9 protein-coding genes are annotated in these 11,381 nt (G+C 61.6%); 8 read left to right on the top strand and 1 reads right to left on the bottom strand.

Translation table 11 applies throughout. The features are described 5' to 3' along the window. Positions 1 to 229: 229 nt before the first annotated feature. Complete coding sequence (locus FG94_RS13150; protein WP_229445942.1) at positions 230 to 1,420, bottom strand: hypothetical protein; 1,191 nt, start codon at positions 1,418 to 1,420, stop codon at positions 230 to 232. A gap of 261 nt (positions 1,421 to 1,681) precedes the next feature. Here FG94_RS13150 and FG94_RS13145 point away from each other — a divergent pair, with 261 nt between their 5' ends. The 8 genes from FG94_RS13145 (at position 1,682) to FG94_RS13110 (ending at position 11,381) form a co-directional block, all read left to right on the top strand. After that, positions 1,682 to 2,818, top strand: a complete 1,137-nt coding sequence (locus tag FG94_RS13145; RefSeq protein WP_229445941.1) for a glycosyltransferase — start codon at positions 1,682 to 1,684, stop codon at positions 2,816 to 2,818. A 76-nt stretch (positions 2,819 to 2,894) separates the two neighbouring features. Continuing rightward, on the top strand, positions 2,895 to 3,971 hold the full coding sequence (gene rfbB / locus FG94_RS13140; RefSeq protein WP_036212293.1) for a dTDP-glucose 4,6-dehydratase: 1,077 nt from the start codon (positions 2,895 to 2,897) through the stop codon (positions 3,969 to 3,971). Next, complete coding sequence (gene rfbD, locus FG94_RS13135) at positions 3,968 to 4,873, top strand: dTDP-4-dehydrorhamnose reductase (protein WP_036212291.1); 906 nt, start codon at positions 3,968 to 3,970, stop codon at positions 4,871 to 4,873. The genes rfbB and rfbD overlap by 4 nt, the downstream gene beginning before the upstream one ends. 11 nt (positions 4,874 to 4,884) lie before the next feature. Further along, positions 4,885 to 5,772 (top strand): glucose-1-phosphate thymidylyltransferase RfbA, encoded by an 888-nt coding sequence (gene rfbA / locus FG94_RS13130; protein ID WP_036212307.1) that lies wholly within the window; start codon positions 4,885 to 4,887, stop codon positions 5,770 to 5,772. After that, complete coding sequence (gene rfbC, locus FG94_RS13125) at positions 5,772 to 6,320, top strand: dTDP-4-dehydrorhamnose 3,5-epimerase (protein ID WP_036212289.1); 549 nt, start codon at positions 5,772 to 5,774, stop codon at positions 6,318 to 6,320. The genes rfbA and rfbC overlap by 1 nt, the downstream gene beginning before the upstream one ends. 452 nt (positions 6,321 to 6,772) lie before the next feature. Beyond that, positions 6,773 to 9,070, top strand: coding sequence for an SLBB domain-containing protein (locus tag FG94_RS13120; protein ID WP_081925969.1), 2,298 nt, complete (start codon positions 6,773 to 6,775; stop codon positions 9,068 to 9,070). A gap of 3 nt (positions 9,071 to 9,073) precedes the next feature. Beyond that, the gene (locus FG94_RS13115; RefSeq protein ID WP_373965024.1) at positions 9,074 to 10,333 is read left to right on the top strand and encodes a Wzz/FepE/Etk N-terminal domain-containing protein; all 1,260 of its coding nucleotides are present in this window, start codon (positions 9,074 to 9,076) and stop codon (positions 10,331 to 10,333) included. A 67-nt stretch (positions 10,334 to 10,400) separates the two neighbouring features. Then, complete coding sequence (locus FG94_RS13110) at positions 10,401 to 11,381, top strand: NAD-dependent 4,6-dehydratase LegB (RefSeq protein ID WP_036212285.1); 981 nt, start codon at positions 10,401 to 10,403, stop codon at positions 11,379 to 11,381.

Here is an 11,381-nt window from a genome sequence, read left to right as displayed (position 1 = left end):
TCGACGTCATGTTCTGTACGCGAAAAGTCGCAGAAATCGACCTCAGGATTAAGGCGTAGAATGGTTCGACATGTGTCACCTATGTCTCTAGACATGTGTAACCCATGTCCCTGTGCCATACAGGGTCCCCCGCCCACGCGGCGATAGTTGGCGAGAAAAAACCGTACGCGATGATCTTGCAACTGGTTTAACGCGTGGGCAGGAAACCTGCCCACCCTACAAAATCCGGTTATTGGCCTGACCAGAACGAATCCGGCGCCCCTTCGCCACGCAAATCCACCTCCACCGGCCTGCTGATCCGCCGCAGCGTCTCCGCCGCCAGCAGCCGTCCGTCCGGCTCGTGCAGCCGGTACCAGAGGAAGGCCACGCCCGACAGGCGCAGCTGCTGGCCGGTGAACAGGTTTTCCTTCACGATGCTCATGCCCTCCAGCCGCAGCTCGGCGTCCAGCACCAGGCTGCCGGCAGTACGCTCGCTGTAGCCGAGGAAGCGCGCGGCATTGAACAGCGGGCTCCTGTCGCTGGCTTCGCCGGCCTTGAGCGAGTCGACGAAGGCATCCACCACCTTCAGTTGCGCCAGCGCCGCCTGGCTGACTGCGGCCATTTCCTTCTTCTGCTCGCCCTTGGCGGCATCGAGCAGCACCTGCAGCTCGGCGATGCGCTGGGCGTAGGCGGCGCGGTGGACGGCGAGGGCATTCAGGCGCCCCAGCAGTTTTTCGTAGCGTGCCCAGTCGAGCTCTCCCAGGTAGCCTGCCCCGAGTCCGCTGATGCGCTCCGGGCAGGTTTGCGCCAGGGCGCTGGCAAACAGGCTGCGCGCCCCTTCGCCATAGCCGATCCCGGTGGCGCTCACGTCGCTGCGCAGCAGGGCGGCGATGTCGGCACCCGCGCGCACCGTCGCCGGCACGATGGTGAGCACGGCCAGCGGCAGCGCCGCCGCGCCGGAGCCCGGCGGGCGCTGGGTGTCGAGGTAGCGCTGCAAGGCCTTGTTGCGCTCGGCCATGTCGTTGGAAAAGCGGGTGAGGGCGCTGTCGACGCTGCGCGCCGCTACCATGCCCTGGCTCGTGGCCGGATCGTAGAGGGCGGCGCTGCGGCCGGCAGGCAGGCGGGCACACAGGGTTGCAGCGAGCTCGCGCGCCAGGTCGAAGGCGCGCACCAGTCCGGCCGCGCCGAACTGGCGGGTGTCGATGCTGCCTGTCAGCGGCTTGGACTGGGCTGGCGGCAGGCGCGCCAGCAGTTCGGCGCGTTCGGCTTCGGCCAGGGCCTGGCGTGCCTCGGCCTCGAGTTGGCGGGTGCGGAGCTCGGCCAGGACGGTGGCGGATTGGGCATGCGCACCTGCTGCGGGGAAGGCAAGCAACAGGCAAAACACAAGAACAGGGAAGAAGAGCAGGGCTCGAGGGTAGTCGATGCGGCGGTTGAAGACCATGCGGGCTCCTGAATCCTTGGGTGTATTCGCTAAGAATAATTGCCAAGAATAAAGATTTAATGAATTGTCGAGAATAGTAGGAGAAGTTTCAGAATGATTGATTGCGAGATATCAACGTCCATAGAATCGAAAAATTGGCTCGACAGATCAATAAGTTGCAGCGTCCGTCAAGGAAACAGTCTGTAACACTTTGGGCGTTAGTTAAATTGAAATGCGATAGAATTGACGAGTTAACAAAGTGGTTCTATGAGTATTATTAATTTGCCATTTACTGCCCTCGAGCTTGGCTTTGCCGTGTCGCTCGTCTGTTCGCTGCTGCTCGTCCTCACGACGCGCTGGCACGGACGCTATTCGCTGGACGCGACGCACGGCGTGCAGAAATTCCACATCACTCCGACGCCCCGCATCGGCGGCGCCGCCATCATGCTGGGGCTGTGGCTGTCGCTCGGCGTGCTGCCCGAAGCGCAGCAGGAACTGCTGCTGCCGGTGCTGGTGGCCGCCATGCCGGCCTTCGTGTTCGGCCTGGCCGAAGACCTGACCCGTAAGGTCTCGGTGCGCGCGCGCCTGTTCGCCACCATTGCCAGCGGCGTGTGCTGCTGGAGCGTGACCGGCGTCACCCTGCTGCACATCGGCATTGCTCCGCTCGACATGATGCTGACCTGGCTGCCGGCCGCGGTCCTGTTTACTGCCGTCGCGGTGGGCGGCGTGGCCAATGCGGTCAACATCATCGACGGCTTCAACGGCCTGGCCAGCGGCACCGTGCTGATCGGCATGGCGGCGCTCGGCATCATCGCCCAGGACGCCGGCGACCCCCACCTGGCCCAGCTGTGCTTCGTGGTGTGCGCCGTGACCGCCGGCTTCTTCGTCGTCAATTTCCCCTTCGGTAAACTGTTTCTCGGTGATGGCGGCGCCTACCTGCTCGGCTTCCTGCTGGCCTGGATGTCGGTGATGCTGGTCAACCGCAATCCGCTGGTGTCGCCCTGGGCGCCGCTGCTGGCCTGCGCCTACCCGGTGTTCGAGACCGTGTTCACCATCCTGCGCCGCCTGTGGTGCCGCCGCCATCCGGGCCACCCGGACAGCTGGCACCTGCACAGCCTGGTCAAGACCGCGCTCGTGGCGCGCTTCCTGCATGCGCTGCCGGCGCCGCTGCGCAACTCCTGTGTGTCGCCGGTCTGCTGGGTGGTGGCGCTGGTGCCGGCCATGATGGCGATGCGCTTTGCCGCCGTGCCGGAAGCGATGCTGCAGGGTGTGCTGGCCAGCTTCCTGCTGTACTTGTCGGTGTATGCCTTCGTGGTGTCGGCGTGGTGGGCGCGGCGGCGCCGAACCAGGCCGTCCGGTCCATTGTCCGATGACGTGATCGGCCAGCCCGACTCTTCTTTGATTCAACGCGGCCTCTGACTTCCCGCCGCGGGTCCAAACGCGCCATAATTCGGGTTGGCGGGCGCATGCCCGCATTCAACCAACCTGGTAACGTATGACCATCCTTGTGACCGGTGGCGCCGGCTTCATTGGTTCCAATTTCGTGCTCGACTGGCTGGCGCATCACAACGAGCCGGTCGTCAATCTCGACAAGCTGACCTATGCGGGCAACCTGAACAACCTTGCTGCCGTCCACGGCGACCCGCGCCACCATTTCGTGCGCGGCGATATTGGCGACACCAACCTCGTGACGCGTCTGCTGCACGAATACCAGGTGCGCGCTGTGCTGAACTTTGCAGCCGAGAGCCACGTGGACCGCTCGATCGCCGGTCCGGCAGCCTTTATCGACACCAACGTAGTGGGCACCTTTCAGCTTCTGGAAGCGGTGCGCAGCTATTGGAGCGGCTTGGCAATCGAGGTACAGGCTGGCTTCCGCTTCCTGCATGTGTCGACCGACGAGGTATATGGTTCGCTCACTCCGGATGCACCGGCCTTCGACGAGCAGCATTGCTACGCACCGAATAGCCCGTATTCGGCCAGCAAGGCGGCATCGGACCACCTGGTGCATGCCTGGCACCATACGTACGGTCTGCCGGTGCTGACCACGAACTGCTCCAATAACTACGGCCCCTTCCATTTCCCGGAAAAGCTGATTCCGCTCGTGATCCACAATGCGCTCGCGGGCAAGCCGCTGCCGATCTATGGCGACGGCCGGCAGGTCCGTGACTGGCTCTACGTGCTCGACCACTGCAGCGCCATCCGCCGCGTCCTGGAGGCCGGTACGCCGGGGGAAACCTATAACATCGGCGGATGCAACGAGATGGCCAACATCGATGTCGTGCACACAGTATGCGCGATCCTTGACGAATTGCGTCCGCGACCCGACGGCGTGACCTATGCTGCCCAGGTGAGCTTCGTCAAGGACCGGCCGGGACACGACCGCCGCTACGCCATCGATGCCGGCAAGCTGGAGCGTGAGCTCGGCTGGCGCCCGCAGGAGACTTTCCAGACCGGTATCTGCAAGACTGTCGAATGGTTCCTGACGCACCAGGACTGGGTGGAGGATGTGACCAGCGGCGCCTACCGCGACTGGGTCGAGAAGCAGTACGCCGATGGACATCCGCGTCCATGAAAATCCTGTTGTTCGGCAAAAATGGCCAGCTCGGCTGGGAATTGCAACGGTCGCTGTCGGTGCTCGGGGAAATGCGCGCACTCGGCCGGCCTGATGCTGACTTCGGCAATCCTGAGGCGCTGCATGCCAGCGTATGCGACTACCGTCCCGATATCATCGTCAACGCGGCCGCCTATACGGCGGTCGACCGTGCCGAAGGCGACGTAGCCACGGCCCATGGCATCAATGCGCTAGCCCCCGGCGTGCTGGCCGAGGCAGCGCGAGCGTGCGGCGCCTGGCTGGTGCATTATTCCACCGACTATGTGTTCGATGGCAGGAAGGAGAAGCCTTACCGCGAGGACGACGCAGCCAGTCCTTTGTCGGTCTACGGTCGTACCAAATTCGAAGGCGAAGAACGTATCCGTGCAAGCGGCGCGCGCCACCTGATCCTGCGCACCAGCTGGGTATTCGGGCCGCATGGCGTGAATTTTCCAAAAACGATTCTCCGGCTGGCCAGGGAAAGGCCACAGCTCGAGGTCGTTGCCGACCAATTTGGGGCACCCACCAGCGCCGAGTTGCTGGCCGACCTTACTGCGCTGGCCCTGCAGCACATCGCCTTGCGCGGTGTCGGGGCAGGGGAGCTGGTGGGTACCTATCATGTGGCGGCGTCGGGCCAGACCAACTGGCATGCTTACGCGTGTCACGTCGTGGCGCAGGCACTGGCGCAAGGCGCGCGGCTTCAGGCCAGGCCCAAGCAGATTTTGCCTATTACCACGGCGGCATGGCGTGCAACCGCGCCGCGTCCAGCCAATTCACTGATGGATACCAGCAAATTTCGTACGGCGTTTGGACTGGCGCTGCCGGACTGGCGCCACCACATCGATCGCCTGATTGCCGAACTGGCGGAAAGTGGAAACCTGTGAGCATACCCATGATGGAATCGAGCAAGCGTAAAGGCATTATCCTGGCAGGCGGCAGTGGCACGCGCTTGTACCCGGCCACGCTGGCGGTATCGAAGCAGCTGATGCCGGTTTTCGACAAGCCGATGATCTATCACCCGCTCAGCACGCTCATGCTGTCCGGTATCCAGGATATCCTCGTTATCTCGACGCCGCAGGATACGCCGCGCTTCGCGCAGTTACTGGGTGACGGGACGCGGTTTGGCCTGAACATTTCGTATGCCGTGCAGCCTTCGCCCGACGGCATCGCCCAAGCCTATCTGGTGGGCGCGGACTTCCTTGCAAGCAGCCCTTCTGCGCTTGTCCTCGGCGATAATATTTTTTACGGACATGATTTGCAGCACATGCTGCGCCGCGCCTCCGCCCGCAGCGATGCGAGCATCTTCGCCTACCACGTGCAGGACCCGGGGCGCTATGGCGTGGTGGAGTTCGATGCCGAAGGCCGCGCCGTCAGCGTGGAAGAAAAGCCGCGCGTGCCGCGCTCGAACTATGCGGTTACGGGCCTGTATTTCTACGATGGCGACGCGACCGAGATAGCCCGTTCGCTCACGCCCTCGGCGCGCGGCGAACTCGAGATCACGGACATGAACCGCAGCTACATGGCGCTCGGACGCTTGCATGTCGAGATCATGGGCCGCGGGTATGCCTGGCTCGATACCGGTACCCACGAGTCCCTGCTCGACGCGAGCCAGTTCATCGCCACCATCGAGCGCCGCCAGGGCCTGAAAGTAGCTTGCCCGGAAGAGATCGCCTACCGCATGGGCTGGATCAGCGCCGCGCAGCTTGCCGAACTGGCCGCGCCAATGCAGAACAATGGCTATGGGCAGTACCTGATGCGTGTCCTGAGCGAAAAGGTATTCTGATGCGGATCACGCACCTGTCCATTCCCGACGTCCTGCGAATCGAACCGCGCGTGTTCGCCGATGAGCGCGGCATGGTATACGAGAGCTTCCACCTCGCCCGTTTCGAGGAAGCGCTTGGCCGTCACGTCAACTTCGTGCAGGACAACCATTCGACCTCGATACGAAACGTCTTGCGCGGCCTGCATTATCAGGTGCGCCAGACGCAGGGCAAGCTGGTACGCGTTGTCGCGGGCAGCGTGTTCGACGTTGCCGTGGACCTGCGGCGATCGTCGCCCACGTTCGGGCAATGGGTGGGTGAATTCCTGAGTGCAGAAAACAAGGCGCAGCTGTGGGTGCCGGAGGGTTTCGCCCATGGCTTCGTGGTCTTGTCGGACGCGGCGGACGTGGTCTACAAGCTGACCGATTACTACGCGCCCGAGCATGAACGGTGCATTGCCTGGAATGATCCACGGCTTGCCATCGACTGGCCGATCACCGGCGCGCCCCTGGTATCTCCGAAAGATGCCAAAGGTGTACGGTTCGATGAGGCCGAATACTTTGTCGGGTAGTGGCTGGGCATGACCCGTGATTGGCCGTCCCCGCCGCGGCTCGAAGCTTTCCCGTCATCCCTTGTACGCCTCCAGCCGACTGATCCAGTTTTGGCAAGCCATAATAATAGGTTATGGAATAATTTCGAGTTGCGAGATATTCACCAAATGTAACGGCGATGTTGTCCATTCAATTACTAATTTTTCGTTGAGGCATTACAACATATGCACATTTGATAGGTGATTTTTGTTGTAATAAAGAGAATTTGTTGCGTGTACGGGATTTTCTTTCGCATCTCTAGTTGCTTAGGTTCACTGTCTTGCCACGAACGAATATAATTCCAGGTTATTCGACCGTCTGGCTTCCCACAATTCACCATATGTCCAAGTTTTCGTCTCGCGCAGTGGCCTTGGCCATCAGCGCTGTTGCTACCATTGCGTCTGCGCAAGAATTGACTCCTCGCGCAGACGAAATGTTTGGTCAAAACATCCCTGACCCGGCAGCCACTGCCGCAGTGCCGGCCTCGCCCACTACCCCTCGTCGGGTTTCCATCACCAATCGTAATGCTGGCGCTACCGCTGCCGGTAGCCGTGCCGGTGGCGCTACTGCGCCACGCCGGCCAGGTTCTCCTGACGCAGCGCTCGGCGCATTCCCCGGCGCAGCCCCCAAGGCCTCTTGGGGTGAAGGCCAGCAGGAGGAAGACGTCAAGGTCCTGACCGAATTCCAGAAATTCATTTTCGACAGCGTCGGCGAAGAGCTGCCGACCTTCGGCTCCAGCTTTTTCGCCAATGCGCCGTCGACCTTCGCGCCGATCCTCAACTCGCCGGTCCCCTCGGAGTATGTGCTGGGTCCGGGTGACGAGCTGCTGATCCGTGGCTGGGGCACGATCGACATCGATTTTCGTGCCACCATCGACCGCAACGGTACGATCACGATCCCGACGATCGGATCGGTGGTGCTGGCCGGAGTGAAGGCGGGCGATGCGGACGACATCATCCGCAGCGCGGTGGCCAAGCTCTACAAGGGTGTTACCGTCAACGTGAACTTCGGCCAGCTGCGCGCCATCACTATCTACGTCGTCGGCCAGGCGAAGCGTCCGGGTACCTACACCGTGTCGAGCCTGTCGACGCTCGTGACTGCCCTGTTCGCAAGCGGTGGCCCCAATGCCAACGGCAGCATGCGACGCGTGCAGGTAAAACGCGCCGGTCGTGTCGTGGCCGAGCTTGACCTGTACGCCTTCATCGCCAAGGGCGACAAGTCAGCCGACGTGAAGCTGCTCGACGGCGACTCGATCTACATTCCAGCGGCAACGGGCTACATTGCCTTGGTCGGCAAGGTCAACAGCCCGGCAATCTACGAGCTGAAGACTGGCGGCGACACGATCGAATCGATGCTTGACTTCGCCGGCGGCATGCCGGTGGTTGCCGACCCGCGCCGTGCTTTCCTCGAACGCATCGATCCAAGCAAGAGCCGCCCGCGCAGCGTCGAGCAGTTTGCACTCGACAGCGCCAGCCTGAAGCGTTCGTTGAAAGACGGCGACGTGCTGAACATTACCTCGATCACGCCGGAGTTTTCGAACGCAGTGATCCTGCGCGGTAATGTCGACCAGCCGGTCCGCGCACCGTTCAAGGCGGGCATGCGCATCAGCGACCTGATCCCGAGCCGCGATTACCTGATCACGCGTGCTTCCGTCAAGCGGCAGAACCAGGTCATCGCCACCGGCCAGGACGAGCAGGTGACAAACGAACACGTCGACACGATTGCGGCCAGCGTCGGCAACCTGGTGGATGAGGTGAACTGGGATTACGCGGTGGTTGAGCGCATTAATCGCAAGGACCTGTCGGTCACCCTGGTCCCGTTCAACCTGGGCAACGTATTTGCCAACCCGGCAGGGGCGGACAACATCGAACTCCAGCCGGGTGACACGGTAACCGTCTTCTCGCAGCAGGATGTCGCTGTCCCCATGAACAAGCGCCGCGTGCTGGTGCGCATCGAAGGTGAAGTCAAGGTTCCCGGGGTGTATCAAATGGGGGCGGATGACACCTTGCAGACCTTGCTGGCGAAGGCTGGTGGTCCGACCGCGAATGCTTACTTGTTCGGTACTGCGTTCCATCGCGATACCGTACGCAAGGAGCAAGAGATCAACCTGGAAAAGGCTGCACGCCGCCTCGAGGCGCAGCTCACCAAAGAGCAGAGCCAGGCCGTCGCCAATCAACAGGCGCTCGCTTCGGTAAATCCACAGGTCATCGCAGCGCAGCAGCAGGCCCAGGCCGAGTTGGCCCGGCAAAAGATCTTACAGTTCCGCCAGCTGAAGCCGACTGGCCGGATCGCCTTCAATCTGGATCCGAAGGAACGGTCCTTCGCCCGTCTGCCGCAAGTCAAGCTGGAGAACGGCGACCGCGTGGTGGTGCCTGCGACGCCGGCCTTTGTCCATGTAATCGGCGCGGTGAACGTGGAGTCTTCCGTCCTGTGGAAGCCGAATGAACGCGTCAAGGACTACCTGAAAGTAGCGGGGGTGACTTCCGACGCAGACGTGGATGAGACTTTTGTCATCCGGGCAGATGGCAGCGTGATCTCACGCGAGTCTGGTAACTGGCTCTTCGGCAGTATCGGTGGCCTGGAAGTCATGCCGGGAGACAGTGTGGTCATTCCCGAGAAGTTTGACAGGGAGACGAAATGGACGAAGTTCATGAGGGGGACGCGCGAATGGGCGCAGATCTTCTCGAGTTTTGGTTTGGGTGCTGCAGCGATCAAGACCCTGCGCGACTGATCTCTGGCATTTAAATTAGCAGCAAACTTCATCGACATAATTAAGCAAAGCATGAGTCAATTGCACGTGGAACTATCGAGTCCGGAAAAGCAGGGGGAAAGCCAGTTCGGCCTTCTGGACTTGCTAATTGTCCTGGCGAAGCACAAGAAAATGATCATCGGCTTGCCGATCGCTGTTGCAGTCCTTGCTGCGGCACTCAGCTTTCTTTTGCCAAATGTTTACAAGGCCGGCGCAAAACTGCTTCCTCCGCAGCAGCAGCAATCCAGCGCCGCGGCGCTCCTGTCGCAGCTTGGAGGGGCGGCCGGCATGGCAGCTGGCATCTCCGGCCTGAAAAATCCGAACGACCTCTACGTTGCCATGCTGAAGAGCCGGACGGTGGCCGATCGCTTGGTCGCGCAGTTCAAGCTGAAGGATGCGTACGACACCGAATCGCTGGAAAACGCGCGCCGCGAACTGGCAGCGAATACGACGGTGACTTCCGGGAAGGACGGGCTGATCACGATCGAGGTCGAGGACGAGGACCGCCAGCGCGTGGCGAAAATCGCCAACGCTTACGTTACCGAACTGCTTAACCTGACGCGCCTGCTGGCCGTTACCGAGGCAAGCCAACGCCGCGTGTTCTTCGAGCGCGAGCTCGAAGCGGCAAAGAATAACTTGTCGAAGGCGGAAGTCTCGATGAAGAGCGCACTCGACACCCGCGGCGTGATCAGTGTCGACGCCGACAGCCGGGCCCTGATGGAAACGGTTGCCGCCCTCAGGGCGCGCGCATCGGCGAAGGAGATCGAACTGAATTCGGTGCGCGCCTTCGTCACCACGACTCACCCCGATTACCTGCGCCTGGATGAAGAGCTCAGGAGCCTGCGCGCCGAACTGTCGCGCCTGGAAAACGGCAGGGCGGGGACCGGCTCGGCCGGCCCTTCAGGTGGAACGGCCGGCGGGACGCCGGTTGGACTCGAAAACATCAAGGTGCTGCGGGACGTCAAGTATTACCAGATGTTGTACGAATTGCTCGCCAAGCAGTATGAAGTGGCGCGGCTCGACGAGGCAAAGGACCCATCGATCATCCAGGTGCTCGATCCCGCCATCGAGCCGGAAAAGAAGGTCAAGCCAAAGCGCGCCATGCTGGTGCTGATGTGCGCATTCTTCGCCTTTTTCGCGGCGCTCGTCGGGGCCTTCCTGCTCGAGTTGCGGCAGCGCGTGATGCAGGCCCCCGGCAAGTCCGCGCGCCTGGATGAGTTGCGCTCGCTGCTGCGCGCCAAATAATGGAATGCTCGGCCGCCCGTGCCGCTTCCGCAAATCAATCGCTGAATTAATGAAATAAAGAAAAACGATGAAAACTGTTCTTGTTACCGGCGCCGACGGCTTTATCGGCTCGCACCTTACCGAATTGCTGGTCCGCGAGGGTTACCAGGTCAAGGCCCTGTCGCAGTACAACTCCTTTAACTATTGGGGCTGGCTGGAAGACGTAGCCTGCCGCGACCAGATCGAAGTCCTGAACGGCGACGTACGCGATCCGCACTACTGCAAGCACATCACGAAAGGCGTCGATACCGTTTTCCACCTGGCCGCGCTGATCGCGATTCCGTATTCGTATGTGGCGCCGGACAGCTACGTCGACACCAACGTCAAGGGCACGCTGAACATCTGCCAGGCCGCACTGGATAATGGCGTGAAGCGGGTCATCCACACCTCGACTAGCGAAGTGTATGGCACGGCGCAGTACGTGCCGATCGATGAAAAGCACCCCCTGCAGCCGCAGTCGCCCTATAGCGCCTCCAAGATCGGTTCCGACGCGATGGCGATGAGCTTCTTCAATGCCTTCGACCTGCCGCTGACGATCGCCCGGCCGTTCAACACCTATGGGCCACGCCAGTCGGCGCGCGCCGTGATCCCGACCATCATCAGCCAGATCGCCAGCGGCAAGAAACAGATCCAGCTCGGCGACGTGACGCCGACCCGCGATTTCAATTACGTGGCCGATACCTGCCGCGGCTTCCTGGCGCTGGCGAATTGCGAGCGCGCGATCGGCGAAACCGTCAACATCGGTTCGAATTTCGAGATCTCGGTGGGCGATACCTTGAACCTGATCCGCGAACTGATGCAGAGCGACGTCGAATTCCTGACCGACGACCAGCGACTGCGCCCGGGCAAATCGGAAGTGTTCCGCCTGTGGGCGGATAACACCAAGATTCGCGAACTGACCGGTTTCGAGCCGGAATTCGATATCCGCCGCGGCCTGCAGGCCACCATCGACTGGTTCGTGCGCCCGGAAAACCTGGCGAAGTACAAGGCCAACATCTACAACGTCTGA

The organism is Massilia sp. LC238, assembly GCF_000735635.1.
Taxonomy (GTDB): domain Bacteria; phylum Pseudomonadota; class Gammaproteobacteria; order Burkholderiales; family Burkholderiaceae_D; genus Telluria; species Telluria varians.
This window is presented reverse-complemented; position numbering and strand designations above follow the sequence as displayed.